Source organism: Pirellulales bacterium (assembly GCA_036490175.1).
In the GTDB taxonomy this organism is placed as follows: domain Bacteria; phylum Planctomycetota; class Planctomycetia; order Pirellulales; family JACPPG01; genus JACPPG01.
Genome location: DASXEJ010000026.1, coordinates 24694 through 42354, shown reverse-complemented (window position 1 = coordinate 42354; position 17661 = coordinate 24694). Strand labels below are relative to the sequence as shown.

Here is a 17661-nt window from a genome sequence, read left to right as displayed (position 1 = left end):
TCAGTAAAATGTTTTTTTCAAATCGCGGCCGGCCGCGGATCGATTACTTCAGATCCTTTACGCCCTTCTTGCCGGCCACGGTCTTCTTGGGACCCTTGCGCGTGCGTGCATTGGTGCGCGTGCGCTGGCCGCGAACAGGCAGACCGCGGCGATGGCGAATCCCGCGGTAGCAGGAAATATCTCGCAACCGCGAGATGTTCTGCGCCACCTGGCGACGCAATTGGCCTTCGACCACGTAGTCTTTGTCTAACAGGGCCGCGATCCGCGCCACTTCGTCCTCGTTCAGCTCGCGCGCCCGGACCTGAGGATCGACCCCGGCCTTGTGGCACAACTCGCTGGCCACCTTGCGGCCTACGCCGTACAGGTATTGCAGCGAGATGATCGTGGGCCGATCGCTGGGGATATCAACGCCGAGCAAGCGCGGCATAAGTTCTAACTCCAAAACCTAGTAGCTAAGGACGACTGCGCGGCGGTCCTCACAGGACACGTCACCCGCAAACGCCCGCACGAGAGCGATCCGCGAAACCGAACGTTTATCCCTGGCGCTGCTTATGTCGCGGATTGCTGCACACGACGAACACCACCCCGCGGCGGCGGACAATCTTACAGCTCTCGCAGATCCGCTTGATACTGGCACGAATTTTCATAAGCACTGCCTTACGGCATCCGAATTGCAAATCGAAAGTGAAGTAGTATAAACCGCGTCGCCCATTTGCGACAAGGCCCCCAAAATTCGTTTTTGGCCCCTGCCCTCCGAACCGTACTCCCCCTCTCGCTGTCTCATCTCTGCCCGGGGACCACTACCGCCCGCTTCTCCAGGAGTTACGCTGGCCGCCCGGATCTGTCTTGTCGCTAGACCTTACCCAGCCACACCGCCCCGGCGGCGTTAGGAGGGTCCCGCAGTCAGGGCTACGGGCCCATTTTCCGTCACGGCCACCGTGTGCTCGAAATGAGCACTCGGCATCCCATCCTGGGTGACCTGCGTCCAGTGGTCAGGCATGCCTTTGACGCGTTTGGTTCCGATATTGACCATCGGCTCGATGGCGATCACCAAACCCGGCCGCAGCTCGAAGTCGCCGCTGCGACGCAGTTGTTTGCTGACAAAATTGGGCACCTGGGGATCTTCGTGCATTTCGCGTCCGATCCCGTGCCCGACAAAACTCTCGACCACCGAAAAACCGGCGTCACGAACATAGGTCTCCATCTCGCCGGCGACCTCGCTCCAGAGACGCTTGTGGGCCATCAATTGAATGGCCAGGTCCAACACACCCTTGGTAATTTCCAACAGCTTGGCCACCTGCGGCTCGACCTGCCCGACCGGATGGGTGATCGCCGAATCGCCGCACCAGCCATCCACGCGACAGCCCGTATCGATACTCACGCAGTCGCCCACCTCGAGCCGTCGCGGCCCGGGAATGCCATGCACCACTTCCTCGTTGACCGAGATGCAGGTCACTGCCGGAAAAGGGACGACTCCCGGCACTCCGCGAAACAACGGCTCGGCGTGCTTCTCGTCAAACAGCTTTTCGACGGCGGCGTCGATCTCGGCCGTGGTAACGCCCGGCTTGACCAATCTGGCAGCGACCTGGTGGGCCTCCCACACGACGAGCCCCGCCTTGCGCATCAGAGCGATTTCTCGCGACGACCTTAGAGTGACCACGCTAGTACCGCTCCCTCAGACGCCCGAACGCTCGGTACGCCGTTTCTCGATCGCTGCCGAAATTCTTGCGAACACTTCGTCCATGCTTCCCAGCCCGTCAATCGATTCCAACACTCCGCGACCTCGATAGTATTCCAACAGCGGCCGCGTTTGCTGCCAGTAGGAATTCAGTCGGGCCGAAACCACGCCCGGACGATCATCCGTGCGACCGCGGCCGCCGAGCCGCCGCAATAGCTCCTTGTCATCCACCTGCAACTCCAAGGCCAGATCCAGCGGCGCGCCCAATTGCGCGAGCGCCTGGTCGAGCGCCTCGGCCTGAAACACATTTCGCGGAAATCCGTCGAACAGAATTCCGTGGGCACAGTCGGGACGCTTCAGGCGTTCGTTGACCATGTCCAAGACGATTTTATCGGGAACGAGCTTGCCCTCGGACATGTACTGCTCGGCGATTCGTCCCATGGGGGACTGCTGTGCGCGCGCCTCGCGAAACATGTCGCCAGTCGACAAATGAGGAATCTTCAGGTAATTGACCAGCCGCGCGCTTTGCGTACCCTTGCCAGCGCCAGGAGGCCCAATGAAGACAATTCTCATTGTGTCACTCGCCCCCCAAGGCGAATTCGGCCGCAGGCGTACCGCTGCCAACAAAGGTGCTTACTCGAGCAAACCCCGATAATTCCTCATCACCAGGTGGCTGTCAATCTTTTGCACCAGATCGAAGGCCACACTTACGGCGATCAACAAACCGGTCCCTCCGTAGAAACTAGCCAGCTGATAGTTGATATTGACGGTATTCGTGACAATCGTGGGCAAAATCGCCACGATCGCCAAGAAGCCTGCCCCCACGTACGTGATCCGCACCATCACCTTTTCCAGGTAATCGGCCGTGCGTTTGCCGGGTCGATAACCTGGAATGAACGTGCCGTGACTTTTCAGGTTGTCCGACACGTCCTTGGGATTGAACGAGATCGCGGTCCAAAAGTAACAGAAGAAGTAGATCAACAGCACGTACATCACATTGTACATGAATGAAGAATGGTTATAGAACGCGCTGGCGATATCGCGCAACACGCCCGGATCCTTCGGCAAGCTGGCCAGCCAGGTGAACAGCAAGCCCGGAAACATTAGCAAGCTGCTGGCGAAAATAATCGGCATGACGCCGGCCTGATTGACGCGTAGCGGCAGATACTGCCGCGTGCCGCCATAAACGCGTCGGCCGCGCACATGCTTGGCACTCTGCGTCGGAATGCGACGCTGTCCCTGGGTGATAAACACCACGCCGCAAATCACGCCCACAAACAGGGCCACCAGCACGATCAACTTCTCGACCCCCATCTGATCGGCGCCGCCGCCAAGGCTCAGCCCCTTGAAGCCGTTTTCCACCAGGGGCCGCATCAGATCCAAACCGGCTGCCGGCATGCGTGCCAGAATGCCGGCCATGATCAACAGGCTGATACCGTTGCCGATGCCGAACTCGTCGATTTGCTCACCCAGCCACATCAGGAAGACGGTGCCGGCGGTCATCGTCATCACCGCCACCAAGTACCAGCTGAGGGGGAGCGAGCCGTCGACGAGAAACTCGGGCCGCACGAACTGGCTTGTGACCAGATACTTGATGTAGAACCAACTCTGCCCGAGACACAATAAGACCGTGGCGTAACGGGTGTATTCGTTGATCTTCTTTTGGCCGCTCTCGCCTTCCTTCTTCAACTCTTCCAGTGGCTTCCAAACGCTGGAGAGCAGCTGAAAGATAATCGAAGCCGAGATATAGGGCATGATGCCCAGCCCGAAGATCGTGGCCTGGTCGAACTGGGTGGCACTGAACGTGGCCACCTGCTTGAGCATGGTGCCAAATCCGCCGGCGCCCTGCTGGCCGAAGAATTCGGCCATTTTCGTGTTATCGACGATCGGCAGCGGGATCCACCAACCGACACGATAGATCGCCAGAAACAAGAGCGTCAGAAGAATTTTCTGGCGCAACTCGGGGATCGTGAAGACGACGCGAAGTTTTTCCCACATGGCTCGTTCCATCCTTCCTGCAATGCCGCCCGCGATTCTTACGGGCAGTGAATCAGGGCCACGCCAGGTACTCGAACGTTGCAGACTAAAACGAGTCTCTTACCGCGCCTGCCCAATTCAGTCTACAGGCGGCGTGCGTGACAGCCGAACGGCGCTGCTTATGCGCCACCCTTGTCGGCGGCCTTTTTCTTGCGCTGCCCCTTCACAACCGGAGCCTTGCCGGGCAGCACGATAGCCTGACCGCCAGCTTTTTGAATTTTATCGAGTGCGTTCTGACTGAAGCGATGGGCCGAAATTTTCAGTTTTTTCGTTAGCGCGCCGTTGCCGAGAATCTTCAGCACGTCGAACCGGCCGTTGGCCAGGCCGGTGCCGCGCAGACTGTCGACCGTGACTTCGTCGCCGGCCTTGAAGATCAGTTCCAGTTCGCTGACGTTGATCGCCTTCACGATCAAGGCAAAGCGATTGTTGAAACCGCGCTTCGGAACGCGACGCGATACGGGAAACTGTCCGCCCTCGAATGCCGGGTGCGAGGTCCAACCAGCGAGCTGGCCCTGTCCCTTGTGACCGCGGCCGCTGGTCTTGCCATGCCCCGAACCGGGGCCGCGGCCGACGCGCTTGAGCTTCTTGTGTTTGGTAATGCCACGATTGGCTTCGTTGATATTCATGAGAGGGACACTCCCCGCAGACGCTCGATGTCTTGCCGCGATTGCAGGCTGGTCAGCGCGACAATCGTGGCCTTCACGAGATTGGATGGATTGGTCGAGCCGAAGCTTTTCGTCAAAATGTTGTGGATGCCCGCCGCCTCGCAAACGGCGCGGACGCTGCTGCCGGCGATGACACCGGTGCCTGCGCTGGCCGGCACCAGGATCACGTGCGAGGCGCCGAAGCGGCCTTCCACCTTGTGGGGAATTGTGCCGTCGATGACGGGCACCTGAACCATTTTCCGGGTGCCGTCCTTGGTCGCTTTTTCGACGCTGGGCGGAACTTCGTTGGCTTTGCCGTAGCCCCAGCCGACTCGGCTGCGGCCGTCGCCCACGACGACGATCGCCGCGAAGCTGAAACGGCGTCCGCCTTTGACGACTGCCGCACAACGACGGATCTGCACGACTTTCTCGATCAGGTCGCCGCCGCGCGTGTTGCCAGATGCGTTGGACACTTTATCTCTCCGATGCGTTGGGTTGGGTCAGAACCCGACGTCTTTGCCTGCGGAACGCTCGTGTGTGTTAACTAATTCCGTCTCGCGCCGTCGCGATCTTATAACCGTTGCGATCTTAGAAATTACCGCGATCTTAGAAGTTCAAGCCCGCCTCGCGCGCAGCCGCGGCCAATGCCTGGACGCGCCCGTGATATTGGTACTCGCGGCGATCGAAGGCGACGTCCTTGATGCCGGCCGCCAGCGCCTGTTCGGCGATGACCCGCCCGACGGTTTGTGCGGCGGCCTTGTTGCCACCGTACTTCACACCGCTGACCAGATCCTTCTGGGCCGTGCTGGCCGCCGCCAAGGTGCGCCCGTCGTGATCGTCGATGATTTGCGCGTAGACGTGCTTGTGGCTGCGGAACACCGACAGCCGGGGGCGCGTCGAATCGGCTTTGACGCGATTGCGCACTCGGAAGCCGCGACGGTCACGCTGCAAACGATTTGTTTTCTCGTGGTTCATGCTCTACGACCTGACGCGATGGCGTCTCTGAATTCCCTACAGCCTTTACTTGGTGACAGCCTTACCAGCCTTGCGACGGACAACCTCGCCATCGTAGCGAATACCCTTGCCCTTGTAGGGTTCTGGCTTCCGCACGGAGCGGACCTCGGCGGCAAACTGGCCGACCTTTTGTTTGTCGACGCCCTTGATCACGATATGGGTCTGATCGGGGCAAGTTACCTTGAGTCCGGCGGGAATCGGCTTGTGTACTTCGTTGGCAAAGCCGACGCGCAGTTGCAGGTTGTTACCCTGCAAGGCGGCCAAGTAACCGACGCCGACGATTTCCAGCTTCTTTTCGTACCCATTGGTGACGCCGTCGACCATGTTTTGAATCATGGCCCGGGTTAGCCCGTGCAAAGCGCGCGACTGGCGCGACTCGTTGTCGCGCGTGACTTGCAAGATGCGTGCCTTGTCGTCGAAGCTGACGCCAATTTCCGGCCGGAAATTCAAGTCCAGCTTGCCTAAGGGGCCTTCGACCGCGATGCGCTGCTTCGCGACCTCGACCTTCAGGCCGGCCGGTACGGCGACGGGTTTTTTTCCAATCCGGGACATTGTCTGACGCCTTTATGCTGTCTCGTGCCTATTCGCCCGTTTGCGGGCCACCGGCTACCACAATTCGCACAGAACCTCTCCGCCCAGATTCCGCTGCCGCGCTTCGCGATCGCTGACCACGCCGCGGCTGGTGCTGATAATCGAAATTCCCAGCCCGTTCAGCACCGGGCGCAGGCGATCCGCACCGCTGTAAATGCGGCGGCCCGGTTTGCTCACGCGCTTGAGATGGCGAATCACCATCTCGCCGTTGGGGCCATATTTCAGGTGCAGCCGCAGTTGCTTGCCCGGCTTTTCATCTAGTTCTTCCCAGTCCCAGATATAGCCCTCGCGCTTGAGGACTTCGGCCAGTCCGCGTTTCACCTTCGACAGCGGCATCTCAACCACGGGCCGCTCCACGCGCACGGCGTTGCGGATACGGGTTAACATGTCGGCGATAGGGTCGGTCATCATAGTCGGGGGATCCTTACCAGCTCGCCTTCTTCAGTCCGGGTATCAAGCCCTGGTCGGCCAACTTCCGGACACATATCCGGCAGATGCCAAATTTGCGGTACACCGCACGCGGTCGGCCGCAAAGCTTGCAACGCGACTCTCGCCGCGACGTGAACTTCGGCGTGCGATTCGCCTTTGCGATCTTCGATTTGCTTGCCATGCGTCTTCCAGTACGTTCTTACGATTCTTTGAATGCTTGCGGGCCTGTGGTTCAACTTGCCTGCGCCGCGGTCTTGTTGCCGACCGCTGCGACGGCAAACTCAGGCCGCACCTACACGGCCATCGGGTGTCTCTTCCTGCTTGAACGGCAGACCCATCGCTCGCAACAGCTCGCGGGCCTCGTCATTGCTATTGGTCGACGTCACCAGCGTGACGTTCATGCCTTGCACGCGACTGAACTTGTCGGGGTTGAGTTCCGGGAACACCAACTGCTCTTGCAGGCCCAGGCTGTAATTGCCATGGCCGTCGAACGCCTTGGGGCTCAAACCGCGAAAATCTCTCACGCGGGGCAACGCCAGCGAAATCAACCGATCGAGAAACTCGTACATGCGGTTGCCACGCAACGTGACCTTGCAGCCGATGTCCATGTTCTCGCGAAGACGGAAACCGGCCACGGCCTGGCGGCTGCGCGTGACCAGCGGCTTTTGGCCGGTGATCTGCGTAATGGCCAGGAGGGCCTCTTCCATGTACTTCTTCTCGCTGATCGCGGCGCCGACGCCCATGTTGACCACGATCTTCTTCAGCTTCGGCAGCGACAACGCATTCTTACGACCGAGCTTCTCGGCCAAGGCCGGTAGAACCTCTTTGTGGTAGCGCTCGCGCAGGCGCGGCGGCGTCGAGGGTCCGGCTGGGCGTTCGTCCCCGGTCTTCTCGGCAGATTTTTTCTTTGCGGCGCACATGATTTTCGAATCTCTCCCCTACGCTCTACCTACTACGACTTCTACCGGGCGCCACTACTTCTTGCTCTTGGCAGTCTTGTTGGGCGACGGAGCAATCTGACCCGCGCCCGAACCGCACTTCTTGCAAAAACGCTCTTTGCTGCCGTCGGCGGCCCGACGGGCGCCCGTCCGGGAAGCCTTGCCACAGGCCGGGCAAACCAGCTGCACATTCGAGAGCTGAACCGGCATCTCTTTCGAGAGGCGTCCCCCCTGCGGATTGCGCTGGCTGCGGCGCATGTGTTTGTAAACGCGATTGACGCCCTCGACCACGGCCTTGCCGGTCTTGGGATCGACCGACAGTACCTTCGACTGCTGGCCACGGCCGTCGCCCGTGATCACTTCCACCATGTCACCCACGCGAATATGCATCACACTACCTCGGACGCCAGGCTGACGATTTTCATGAAGTTGCGCTCCCGCAGCTCCCGCGCCACGGCACCGAAGATACGCGTTCCACGCGGATTCTTGTCGTTGTCGATCAGCACCAGAGCATTGCGGTCGAATCGCACATAACTGCCGTCGGTGCGGCGCGTGGGTTGTTTGCAACGCACGATCACACCGCGGACGACGGAACCTTTTTTAATATCACTTCCGGCAATCACACTCTTGACGCTGCAGACCACCACGTCGCCGAGGCCCGCCGTTCGTCGCCGCGAGCCACCGAGCACCTTGATGCACGTGACCTCCTTGGCGCCGGTGTTGTCGGCCACGTTGAGTCGCGTTTGCATCTGGATCATGGATCACACACCTACTACTGGATCAAATTCTCGCCCAGGGGCACCGGCCGTACCTGTCGACCTGACCTGCCCTGTCGGCCTAATCTGATTGTGCAGCTTGCTTGTACTCTGTTCGACTTGTCTTCAACCGCACGTCCGTAATCCGCCATCGCGCCGAGCAAATCCGCAGGCCGTTAGGCACTTGCTTCCGGCGCGTCGTTCTTGGCGGCGGCCCGCATGGCCGCGATATCGACCGCTTGGCTCTTGGTCACCACACGCACCAACTGCCAACGCTTCAAGCGCGACAACGGGCGGCTCTCCACGATCTCGACCGTGTCACCCAGCGACGACTCTTCCTGCTCGTCGTGAACGTGACACACCGTGCGACGACGCAGATACTTGCCATAACGGGCATGCTTGACCAGCCGCGGTATTTCCACGCGCCGGCTCTTGGCCATCTTGTCGCTCGTCACGATGCCAATGGCTGTCTTCTTCGGCATCCGTCCAATTCCTCGGTTGCAGGCTTACGGAATCTAAAAAAAACGGCTTAACGGAACACGCGGGCTGTCGGGAACGCGGAAAACTTGCGGGCTACTTCTTGCCGGTCGCAATCTCGCGCGTTCGCTCGGTCTGAATCGTCTTGAGCCGGGCAATCAAACGGCGATGCTTGCGCAACTCGCTGGGCGCATCCAAACGCTCGGTCTGAGCCTTGATCCGCAGCCGAAACAAATGCTCGGCCGTTTCGCGGAGGGTCAAACCCAACTGCTCGTCGCTCATCTCTCGAAGTTCAGTCGCCTTGGTCATGGCAATACTCGGTCAGCTCGGATCTCAAACGAAACAGACTTTGATTTCTCTGGCGATTCTTCTGGCGTACTCAGCCTTGCTATACGGGACGCCGCTTCAATAACCGCACACGCACCGGCATCTTGTGAGCCAAGCGGCGGAAGCACAGCTTTGCCGCCTCTTCCGTCACACCCGAAATCTCGTAGAGGATGTTGCCCGGCTTCACCACGGCAGCCCAATACTCCGGCTCCCCCTTACCCTTACCCATGCGGGTTTCGAGCGGGATCGACGTGATCGGCTTATGTGGAAAGGCACGGACGTACAGTCGCCCTTCCGTCCTCAGGTATTGCTGCGCGGCGATGCGGCCGGCTTCCAGCGTGGCCGCCGGAATCCAACCACCCTGCGTGGTCTGCAGGCCGAAGTCGCCAAAGACGACTCGGTTGCCACGCGTGGCGTTACCTTTTATACGTCCTCTTTGGCTTTTTCGGTGCTTGACCCTCTTGGGCATCAGCGCCATGGCTATCGTCCTCTTGATACATTCCCTGGTTGACCCACACCTGGACCCCGATGTTACCTTGCGCGGTCTTGGCCTCGGTAAAGCCGTAGTCGATCTTTGCCCGCAACGTAGAGAGCGGAATCGAACCGACGATCTGCTTTTCCTGACGAGCCATTTCCGAGCCGCCCAGGCGACCGGATAACTGAATCTTGATTCCCTTGGCGCCGGCGTCCATCGTTTGTTCCATGGCACGCTTCATGGTGCGACGGAAACTGGCACGCTTGGCGAGCTGCTCGGCGATATCCTCGGCGACCAACTGCGCTTGAATCTCCGGACGCGCTACTTCTTCGATCTTGATGTTGATCCGCCGGCCCACGAGCTCTTGCAACTCGGTCTGCAAACGCTCGACCTCTTGCCCCTTGCGACCGATGATGATGCCCGGCCGGGCGGCGAACAAAATTACCTTGACCTCGTCACGCGTACGCTCGATCTCGATCTTGGGCAGGCCCGCATAGCGGTACTTTTCTTTGACGAATTTGCGCAGCTTCTGGTCCTCGACCAGCAGCTCGCTGAACTCGCGCTTCGACGCGTACCAACGGCTCTTCCAGCCGACCATGATGCCGGTCCGAAAACCGACTGGATTGACCTTCTGTCCCATATTTTTTTGTGCTTACTGCTGGGCGCCAGGAACCAATCAAAACGTTGCTATCTGCTATCCGGCCGAATCCGCTGCGGGCGGACCACGGCCAGCATACTCATGCCTTTTCCGCGACGCTGTAAATGTCTTCCACCTTGATATGGATGTGCGACATCCGTCGCTTGACCATAAAGGCCATACCGCGAGCACGAGGCCGGACACGCTTGAACATCGGGCCCCCGTCGACGCGACAGTCGACAACGACCAGGTTCTGTGCGTTCGGCGCCCGGCGATCCTCGGCGTTGCCCAAGGCGCTTTTCAACACCTTCTCCAACATCCGCGCACCGCGTTGCGGCATGTACTTCAGAATGTCCAACGCCTCGTCGGCGTGCTTGCCGCGAATCAAGTCCGCGATCGGCCGCACCTTGCGGGCGCTGATGCGGGCGAATCGATGCGTCGCCTCGTAGGCCATGGTTCTGTCCTCTATCCTCTTATGGCATGTTGCGCGAGCCGCTGACGGGGGCGACAGGCGAAACTTCGAAATTAACTTACTAACCCGCCCCCGGACCCGCCGACTTCTTGCCCTTGCCGCCGTGACCGCGGAACGTGCGCGTGGGAGAAAACTCACCGAGCTTGTGCCCTACCATGTCTTCGGTCACGAACACCTTCAAGTGCAGCTTGCCGTTGTGTACCAGGAACGTGTGACCGACGAACTCCGGCACGATCGTGCAGGCGCGGGCCCACGTCTTGATTGGCTGCTTGCCGCCCGAACTCTCCATGCGCTCCACCTTTTGGAACAGCTTGGAGTTGACGAACGGACCTTTTTTTAGTGACCTTCCCATCGCTTCTGCACTCCACCCAATGCCTGGGCATGTGAACTCTGTATTCAACTGGCCTGACGGCCATCCACCCCAAATGCGACCTTAGTACAACTTCAGCTGACCGTAACGGCGCGACCGGCGACGACGCACGATGGCCGAGTTCGACGCCTTGCGTGGCTTGCGCGTCTGGCCACCCTTGGCCGACTTCCCTTCGGGGCTGACCGGATGACGGCCCCCCTTAGTACGCCCTTCACCACCGCCGTGCGGATGGTCGATTGGATTCATGGCCGTGCCACGCACGTGCGGGCGACGCCCCATCCAGCGCTTGCGGCCAGCCTTGCCCAGCACGACGTTCATATGATCCGCATTGCCCGTGGCACCGATCGTGGCCCGGCAGTCGGCCGGAACACGGCGGATTTCGCCACTGGGGAGCGTCAACTGCACCCAATCGGCATCGCGGGCGGCCAGCACGGCGCTGGTGCCGGCCGACCGGCACAATGTGCCGCCACGGCCCGGACGCAACTCAATATTGTGAATTGTCATACCGAGCGGAATGTTCCGCATCGGCAAGCAGTTGCCCACGGCCGGCGGCGCGTCAGGGCCGCTTTGCACCCGATCGCCATCCTTCAGACCGTTGGGAGCCAAAATGTATCTCTTCTCGCCGTCCACATAGTGCAACAGCGCGATCCGGGCACTGCGGTTCGGATCGTACTGCACGGAATGCACGACGGCCGGAACGCCGTCCTTGTTGCGACGGAAGTCGATCAAACGATATTGCTGCTTGTGCCCACCACCACGATGCCGCGCCGTGATCTTGCCCTGATTGTTGCGACCGCCGGTTTTTACCTTCGGACGCAGGAGCCCCTTCTCGGGCTTGTAGCCCGGCGTCAACTCGGCGAAATCGCTGACCGACGCTCCGCGGCGGCCGGCGGTAGTCGGTTTGTAACGTCGTAGGCCCATGACAATTCTTTCGCTACTAGTTTTGGCGGCAACTCACTCAAGCCGCGGCGACGATGTCTTAAGCAATATTCTCTACAGCAATGACCAAGCGCGGCGGACTAGAAGAACTCGATACGGTGCTCAGGATCCAACTTGACGATGGCTTTCTTCCAATCCTTGGTACGACCGGTGCGAAACTTCGAGCGACGCGGCTTCCCTTTGCGATTCTGCGTGTGGACACGAACCACCTTCACGTCGAACAACTGCTCGACGGCACGGCGGACGTCGTCCTTCGTGGCCAGCCGGCTGATCTCGAACGCATAGGCGTTGTACCGTGTCGAGCGGTGCATCCCCTTCTCGGTCACCAGCGGACGCAGGATCACCTGGTGTGGCTGGAGCAGAGCGGATTCAACCGGGGCAGTCGCAGCGGAATTCTCAGGCATGACTCGGCTCCTTGGCGTCCGGCCGACTGGTTTGCTCGGCGGCTCGCTTGCGCAACGCATCCAACGCGGCCCGCGTCACCAACATCCTGGTCGGCAGCAGCACGCTGAACGCGTTCAACTCGGCGACAGGAGAAACCGTCACGTCGGCAATATTACGGGCACTCTTGTAGACGTTTTCATCTCGTGCCGCGGTGGTAACCAACAGGCTGCCACCAGGGAACTTGAGCGCCTTGAGAATCGCCGCCATGTCCTTAGTCTTGGGTGCGGCAAACGACAGATCGTCGATCACGATCAGCTGATTGTCGCGAATCTTCGAGGCCACGGCCATCCGCGTCGCCAACTGCACGGCCTTGCGCGGCAAGCGATAGGCAAAGCTGCGCGGCCGCTTGGCAAAGATGTGACCGCCACCACGACGCACGCCGCTGCGGCGACCGCCGGCACGGGCATTGCCCGTCCCCTTCTGGCGATACATCTTCTTGGTGCTACCGGCCACCTCGGCGCGAGACTTAGTCTTGAACGTCCCCTGACGCAAGTTCGCCTGATACATCACGACCGCGTCGTGCAGCAACTGCTTGTTGATGCGCGGCGCCAGATCAGTCGGCTCGATGTCGTACGAGCCAACCTCCTTGCCTGTCTTGTCGAATACCGGTAGGCGTGTCATCGCTGGCGCTCTTGCTGTTTCGTTTTTGTCGCGAGGTTTGCGATTTCGACCACGCTTGCCCGCACATCGCGGACAGGGGCCCTGCTATCTAAAGCGTGTTGTTATCTAGAGCTTGTTAGTTTGCTTTACAATTACGTAGCCACCATTGGGACCGGGAATGGCGCCGCGTACGAGCAGCAAATCGTTCTCGGAGTCTACCTTTACGACCTTCAGATTACGGACCGTATTACGCTCGGCACCGTAGCGGCCAGCCATGCGGCGACCTTTGAACACGCGGGCCGGAAACGTATTGCAACCGGTTGATCCGGCGTGACGATGCACCTTCTTCACACCGTGCGTGGCGCGTTGGCCGCTGAACCCGTGGCGCTTCATGACGCCCGCGGTACCACGACCCTTGGAGATGCCGGTCACGTCGACAGCCTTGACATCGCTGAAGAGTTCGACCTTCAGCTCTTGCCCAACGGTGTATTCGGTAGCCCCGCGGAACTCGCGCACGAATTGCGAGGGTTCACAATCGGGCTTGGCAGGCAACTCGACGCCCGCGGCAGAGAGCCGCTTAGAACGCTTACTGTCGAGTCGAGCAACATGACCACGCTGGCTGCGGCTGGCCAAACGACGAGGCTTATTGCCAAAGCCAACCTGCACGGCCTCGTAGCCGTCGCGGTCGGACGTGCGGATCTGCAGAACGCGGCAGGGGCCGGCCTGAATCACCGTCACCGGGATCACTTTCCCGGATTCGTCAAATATCTGCGTCATCCCGACCTTGCGGCCGAGTAATCCTTTGGCCATCACATTCGCCTTGTCGTCAGGTCGCCGGCAGGAACTAGCAGCCAAAGCGGCCGCGGTTTACCCACCCAGCATCCGGTGCATACAAGTAACTCTTCTGTGCCCTATACGTTTCAAACACCCTTCGCCAAGAGCCGCCGCCCCCAACCACGGGAAAGGCAAACGAAGTAGTGAAACAACTTACAAAACCACTCTTCCAGCAGAACCACAAAGCCCAGGGGCTATTAGTGGCGGCTGGAAGCTTTGATCTTAATATCGACTCCCGCGGGCAGGCTCAACTTATTGAGCGCTTCGATCGTCTTGGCGGTCGATTGCACAATGTCGATCAGACGCTTGTGAGTTCGAATCTCGAACTGTTGACGCGCCTTCTTGTCGATGTGCGGACCGGACAAAACTGTGTATCGCTCGATGCGTGTCGGCAGCGGGATCGGCCCGTGAACTTCCGAGCCGGTGCGCTTTGCGGTGTCGACGATATCGGCAGCACTTTGATCGAGAACGGAATGGTCATACGCTTCCATGCGGATGCGAATCGTCTCATTGGAATGACCAGCCACTGAACTCTCCTCAACCAACGGTGCGCCGAGTTGCCAAACACCAGCTAGATACGCCGTAGCGAACTCTCCCCCGCGAGGGGCGAACCGCAAATCCTAAGGTTTCCTGGGAATCATGTCAACGCCCCGTTAATTTACTTTTCGGCCCCGGCGCGAGGCACTTTAACGCTCTCAAGCGCTGGTACCGGGGATGCCGATTCCGGCGTGCTGCTGGCCTACATAAACCCTTCGGCCACCTCGGGTGGTGCGGGTCCATAATGGGCCGGCGAGATCGATGCCGAGGCCCGCCCCTGGCTCAACCCCCGCATGGCTCCCGAGTAACCAAACAACGTCGCCAAGGGGGCTTCGGCTTCGATGACCGTGTTGCGGCCGCGCGCGTGCGTATCGGTGATGATGGCCCGTCGTTGCTGCAGATCCGCCACGAAATCCCCCATGTATTCCTCGGGGAGTACGATCTCGATCTTCATGATCGGCTCCAGCAGGACGATCCCCGCGGCCTGCAACGACTTGTGAAAGGCGTCGGCCGCGGCCCGCCGGAATGCCAGCTCGTTGGAGTCCGTCTCGTGGACTTCGCCCCCCAGAACCGTGATCTTGACCTTCATCAACGGGAAGCCGAGCGAACCGCCCCCTTCGGCCTGTTGCGTCAGCACCTCCATGACCGCGGCCAGGTACTGCGGCGGAATCGTATCGGCCTTACCGATGGTGACCACGGGATGGTCGAGTTCGTTCGGCTCGAGCCGGACCCGCACCTTGGCGAACAGCGACTGCCCGCCCACCTGCTGATGGCATTCGCCGGTGATCTCGACGGCCTTCTGCACGGTCTCGCGGTAGCTTACCCGTGGCTTGTGAACCCGCACATTAAGCTTGAAATCGCGGAGCAAGCGGTGCTTGATCACTTCCAGGTGCAACTCGCCCATGCCGCTGATCAGGGTTTGCCCCGTTTCCTGGCTCTCTTGCGCGCGGAACGTGGGGTCCTGCCGCTTGAGCATGTCCAGTGCGTCGGCCAGCTTCTTGCGCTCGGCCGAGCTTTCGGGCTCGATCGCCATCGAGATGACGGTCTCGGGGAAGGCAATAGCCTCGAGCAGGATCGGATGCTTGGGATCGCACAGCGTATCACCGGTCACCGAGTTGCGCAGCCCAATGATGCCGACGATGTCGCCGGCTTCGACGCTTTCGACCTGCTCGCGGCGATCCGCCTGGATGTGCCACAGCTGGCTGATGTTCTCTTTTTTGTCGGTGCGCGGATTCGACGCCCGCGTGTTTCCCTTGAGCAGGCCCGAGTAGATGCGGACGTAGTGCAAGTCGCCGTGCTTGTCGGCCTGAATCTTGAACACGAGCCCGCAAAACGGCTCGTCGGTCGCGGGCTTGCGGATGAGCTTGATGTCGGGCTTTTGCGGATCCGTGCCTTCGACCGCCGGCTTATCCGCGGGGCTGGGCAAATAGCTGGCGACCGCGTCCAGCACCGGCTGCACGCCGGTATGATCGAGCGCCGAGCCGCACAGCACGGGCACCACAAAACTGTGAATCGTGGCCGAGCGAATCACGCTCTGAATCAATTCCGCCGGCACATCTTCCTCGGCCAGCAGCAATTCACCCAGTTCGTTCGAATAGTCGAACAGTTGATCGAGCATCTGACCACGCCACAATTCGGCCTCGGCCAGATGCTCGGCGGGGATCTCGTTCTCGACCTGCTCTGAACCCTGGCTTTCCTTGGTGAACGTGAGCATTTTCATGCGCACCAGGTCGATCACGCCGCGAAAAGCCTCGGGCAAGTGGGGCGGGCCGACGCCGATCGGAATCTGAATCGCCAGCGGATGGCCTTCCAGCCGTTTGCGAATCTCTTCGAAGGTGCCAAAAAAGTCGGCCCCCTCGCGATCCATCTTGTTGATGAAGGCGATGCGCGGCACCTTGTAACGGTCGGCCTGGCGCCACACGGTCTCGCTTTGGGCTTCGACCCCTTCGCGGGCGCTGAACACCACCACGCCGCCGTCCAGCACGCGCAGGCTGCGCTCGACCTCGGCTGTGAAATCGACATGCCCGGGCGTGTCGATCAGGTTGACGACGACTCCTTTCCAGCGAAAGGTGACGCAGGCGGCCTGGATCGTGATGCCGCGTTCCTGCTCCTCGGGATCGAAGTCGGTGACCGTGTTCCCCCGGTCGACGTCACCCATGCGGTGCGTCGTTCCGCTGTAGAACAGCATCCGCTCTGTAAGCGTGGTCTTGCCCGCGTCGATGTGGGCAATGATGCCGATATTGCGAAGGCTGGAAAGTTGGCGCGCCATGGCTTGTAGCGTGAAAGGCCGCGAAGGTGCGTCAGCGTGTCGCTGCTTGCCTGACGACAGGTCCGCCGACGAAGGCTGCGGGCTGCGACACAGACGGCACTAGCGCGATGATGTCAGCGCAAAAACAACGCCGCACCAGGGCGATCCGCCCCAGCACGGCGCAGACAATGTAGCTCGAATTACCAGGCGAAATGGGCGAACGCCTTGTTGGCGTCGGCCATACGATGCACGTTCTCGCGGCGCGAGACCGCGGCGCCCTCGCGATTGTAGGCGGCAACGAACTCTTCGGCCAACTTCTCGTGCATGGGACGCCCCTTCTTCTCGCGCACGGCCAGCAGGATCCAGCGAATCGCCAGCGATTGCTGCCGATTGCGGTTCACTTGCATCGGCACCTGATAAGCGGCACCGCCGACGCGCTTCGAACGGACCTCGACCTCGGGCTTAACGTTACTTACGGCCTGCGTAAAGACCTCGATCGGTTCGACGTCCTTGATCTTGTCGTGGACGATGTCGAGTGCTTGGTAAAACACCCGTTGCCCGGTGCTCTTTTTGCCGTCGTGCATCAAGCAGTTGATAAACTTCGACGCCAGCAGCGAGCCATAACGGGGATCCGGAGCGAGAGACTTACGGCTGGCGGTGATACGACCCATGACAATGCTTCCGTCACAACGATTCGATGTAAGGATGATTTCTAAAGGACGGCGACTGTGCGAGGCACCGTCCGCAACAACACAGGCAACACTCGACTAACCCTGCCCGACTAACCCTTCTTGGCCCCGTACAGGCTCCGCGATTGCTTGCGGCCCGTCACGCCCAAGGTATCGAGCGCCCCGCGAACCACGTGATAGCGCACACCCGGTAGATCGCGGACGCGACCACCGCGGACGAGCACGATCGAGTGTTCCTGCAGGCTGTGTCCTTCGCCCGGAATGTAGACCGTGACCTCTTTGCCATTGGACAACCGCACGCGGGCGATCTTCCGCAAAGCCGAGTTCGGCTTCTTGGGAGTCATCGTCTTGACCTGCAAGCACACGCCGCGCTTTTGCGGACAGCGGTCCAAAACCGGCGACTTGCTGAACTTGCGCGGCTGGCGGCGCCCACGCTTTACAAGCTGATTGATCGTTGGCATGCAATTTCTCTGGTCAAGGCGGCGCCCGTTGCGGGTGCCCCGAGGTCGTCTTTTGTACTGACAAA

At 60.3% G+C, this 17661-nt stretch carries 28 protein-coding genes; all 28 read right to left on the bottom strand.

The window, feature by feature from the left end:
* Nucleotides 1-43 precede the first annotated feature (43 nt).
* Nucleotides 44-427 carry a 30S ribosomal protein S13 gene (rpsM, locus tag VGG64_02550; protein ID HEY1598451.1) on the bottom strand — a complete coding sequence of 128 codons (384 nt, stop codon included), beginning with the start codon at nucleotides 425-427 and terminating at the stop codon, nucleotides 44-46.
* A gap of 106 nt (nucleotides 428-533) precedes the next feature.
* Nucleotides 534-647, bottom strand: a complete 114-nt coding sequence (gene rpmJ, locus VGG64_02545) for a 50S ribosomal protein L36 (protein ID HEY1598450.1) — start codon at nucleotides 645-647, stop codon at nucleotides 534-536.
* A 239-nt stretch (nucleotides 648-886) separates the two neighbouring features.
* On the bottom strand, nucleotides 887-1660 hold the full coding sequence (map, locus tag VGG64_02540) for a type I methionyl aminopeptidase (protein ID HEY1598449.1): 774 nt from the start codon (nucleotides 1658-1660) through the stop codon (nucleotides 887-889).
* Between the two features lie 15 nt (nucleotides 1661-1675).
* Nucleotides 1676-2251, bottom strand: a complete 576-nt coding sequence (locus VGG64_02535) for an adenylate kinase (GenBank protein HEY1598448.1) — start codon at nucleotides 2249-2251, stop codon at nucleotides 1676-1678.
* 60 nt (nucleotides 2252-2311) lie between these two features.
* Nucleotides 2312-3676 (bottom strand): preprotein translocase subunit SecY, encoded by a 1365-nt coding sequence (gene secY, locus VGG64_02530; protein ID HEY1598447.1) that lies wholly within the window; start codon nucleotides 3674-3676, stop codon nucleotides 2312-2314.
* A 158-nt stretch (nucleotides 3677-3834) separates the two neighbouring features.
* Nucleotides 3835-4341 (bottom strand): 50S ribosomal protein L15, encoded by a 507-nt coding sequence (rplO, locus tag VGG64_02525; GenBank protein HEY1598446.1) that lies wholly within the window; start codon nucleotides 4339-4341, stop codon nucleotides 3835-3837.
* Entirely contained in the window at nucleotides 4338-4832 is a 495-nt protein-coding gene (gene rpsE, locus VGG64_02520; protein ID HEY1598445.1) for a 30S ribosomal protein S5, read from the bottom strand. The genes rplO and rpsE overlap by 4 nt, the downstream gene beginning before the upstream one ends.
* A 133-nt stretch (nucleotides 4833-4965) precedes the next feature.
* Nucleotides 4966-5334, bottom strand: a complete 369-nt coding sequence (gene rplR / locus VGG64_02515) for a 50S ribosomal protein L18 (GenBank protein ID HEY1598444.1) — start codon at nucleotides 5332-5334, stop codon at nucleotides 4966-4968.
* 45 nt (nucleotides 5335-5379) lie between these two features.
* Nucleotides 5380-5925, bottom strand: a complete 546-nt coding sequence (gene rplF / locus VGG64_02510) for a 50S ribosomal protein L6 (GenBank protein ID HEY1598443.1) — start codon at nucleotides 5923-5925, stop codon at nucleotides 5380-5382.
* 54 nt (nucleotides 5926-5979) lie between these two features.
* Nucleotides 5980-6375, bottom strand: a complete 396-nt coding sequence (gene rpsH / locus VGG64_02505; GenBank protein ID HEY1598442.1) for a 30S ribosomal protein S8 — start codon at nucleotides 6373-6375, stop codon at nucleotides 5980-5982.
* Between the two features lie 13 nt (nucleotides 6376-6388).
* Nucleotides 6389-6574 (bottom strand): type Z 30S ribosomal protein S14, encoded by a 186-nt coding sequence (locus VGG64_02500; protein ID HEY1598441.1) that lies wholly within the window; start codon nucleotides 6572-6574, stop codon nucleotides 6389-6391.
* 100 nt (nucleotides 6575-6674) lie between these two features.
* On the bottom strand, nucleotides 6675-7313 hold the full coding sequence (rplE, locus tag VGG64_02495) for a 50S ribosomal protein L5 (GenBank protein ID HEY1598440.1): 639 nt from the start codon (nucleotides 7311-7313) through the stop codon (nucleotides 6675-6677).
* 54 nt (nucleotides 7314-7367) lie between these two features.
* Entirely contained in the window at nucleotides 7368-7721 is a 354-nt protein-coding gene (gene rplX / locus VGG64_02490; protein ID HEY1598439.1) for a 50S ribosomal protein L24, read from the bottom strand.
* Nucleotides 7721-8089 (bottom strand): 50S ribosomal protein L14, encoded by a 369-nt coding sequence (gene rplN, locus VGG64_02485; GenBank protein HEY1598438.1) that lies wholly within the window; start codon nucleotides 8087-8089, stop codon nucleotides 7721-7723. Before rplN ends, rplX begins: the two co-directional genes overlap by 1 nt.
* A 173-nt stretch (nucleotides 8090-8262) precedes the next feature.
* On the bottom strand, nucleotides 8263-8568 hold the full coding sequence (gene rpsQ / locus VGG64_02480) for a 30S ribosomal protein S17 (GenBank protein ID HEY1598437.1): 306 nt from the start codon (nucleotides 8566-8568) through the stop codon (nucleotides 8263-8265).
* Between the two features lie 91 nt (nucleotides 8569-8659).
* On the bottom strand, nucleotides 8660-8872 hold the full coding sequence (gene rpmC / locus VGG64_02475) for a 50S ribosomal protein L29 (GenBank protein HEY1598436.1): 213 nt from the start codon (nucleotides 8870-8872) through the stop codon (nucleotides 8660-8662).
* 79 nt (nucleotides 8873-8951) lie between these two features.
* A complete protein-coding gene (rplP, locus tag VGG64_02470; protein HEY1598435.1) occupies nucleotides 8952-9368 on the bottom strand; it encodes a 50S ribosomal protein L16 in 417 nt (138 codons plus the stop codon).
* Complete coding sequence (rpsC, locus tag VGG64_02465; protein HEY1598434.1) at nucleotides 9307-10005, bottom strand: 30S ribosomal protein S3; 699 nt, start codon at nucleotides 10003-10005, stop codon at nucleotides 9307-9309. The genes rplP and rpsC overlap by 62 nt, the downstream gene beginning before the upstream one ends.
* Before the next feature lie 97 nt (nucleotides 10006-10102).
* A complete protein-coding gene (gene rplV, locus VGG64_02460; protein HEY1598433.1) occupies nucleotides 10103-10456 on the bottom strand; it encodes a 50S ribosomal protein L22 in 354 nt (117 codons plus the stop codon).
* A gap of 79 nt (nucleotides 10457-10535) precedes the next feature.
* On the bottom strand, nucleotides 10536-10826 hold the full coding sequence (gene rpsS / locus VGG64_02455; GenBank protein ID HEY1598432.1) for a 30S ribosomal protein S19: 291 nt from the start codon (nucleotides 10824-10826) through the stop codon (nucleotides 10536-10538).
* Between the two features lie 81 nt (nucleotides 10827-10907).
* A complete protein-coding gene (gene rplB / locus VGG64_02450) occupies nucleotides 10908-11765 on the bottom strand; it encodes a 50S ribosomal protein L2 (protein HEY1598431.1) in 858 nt (285 codons plus the stop codon).
* A 98-nt stretch (nucleotides 11766-11863) separates the two neighbouring features.
* Nucleotides 11864-12187: a 50S ribosomal protein L23 gene (rplW, locus tag VGG64_02445; GenBank protein ID HEY1598430.1), complete on the bottom strand. Its 324-nt coding sequence runs from the start codon at nucleotides 12185-12187 to the stop codon at nucleotides 11864-11866.
* Nucleotides 12180-12848, bottom strand: a complete 669-nt coding sequence (gene rplD / locus VGG64_02440) for a 50S ribosomal protein L4 (GenBank protein ID HEY1598429.1) — start codon at nucleotides 12846-12848, stop codon at nucleotides 12180-12182. The genes rplW and rplD overlap by 8 nt, the downstream gene beginning before the upstream one ends.
* A gap of 105 nt (nucleotides 12849-12953) precedes the next feature.
* Nucleotides 12954-13637: a 50S ribosomal protein L3 gene (rplC, locus tag VGG64_02435; protein ID HEY1598428.1), complete on the bottom strand. Its 684-nt coding sequence runs from the start codon at nucleotides 13635-13637 to the stop codon at nucleotides 12954-12956.
* A 221-nt stretch (nucleotides 13638-13858) separates the two neighbouring features.
* Entirely contained in the window at nucleotides 13859-14188 is a 330-nt protein-coding gene (rpsJ, locus tag VGG64_02430) for a 30S ribosomal protein S10 (protein ID HEY1598427.1), read from the bottom strand.
* A 212-nt stretch (nucleotides 14189-14400) separates the two neighbouring features.
* Nucleotides 14401-16467 carry an elongation factor G gene (gene fusA / locus VGG64_02425; protein HEY1598426.1) on the bottom strand — a complete coding sequence of 689 codons (2067 nt, stop codon included), beginning with the start codon at nucleotides 16465-16467 and terminating at the stop codon, nucleotides 14401-14403.
* A gap of 179 nt (nucleotides 16468-16646) precedes the next feature.
* Nucleotides 16647-17117, bottom strand: a complete 471-nt coding sequence (gene rpsG / locus VGG64_02420; protein ID HEY1598425.1) for a 30S ribosomal protein S7 — start codon at nucleotides 17115-17117, stop codon at nucleotides 16647-16649.
* A 110-nt stretch (nucleotides 17118-17227) separates the two neighbouring features.
* The gene (rpsL, locus tag VGG64_02415; GenBank protein ID HEY1598424.1) at nucleotides 17228-17596 is read right to left on the bottom strand and encodes a 30S ribosomal protein S12; all 369 of its coding nucleotides are present in this window, start codon (nucleotides 17594-17596) and stop codon (nucleotides 17228-17230) included.
* Nucleotides 17597-17661 lie beyond the last annotated feature (65 nt).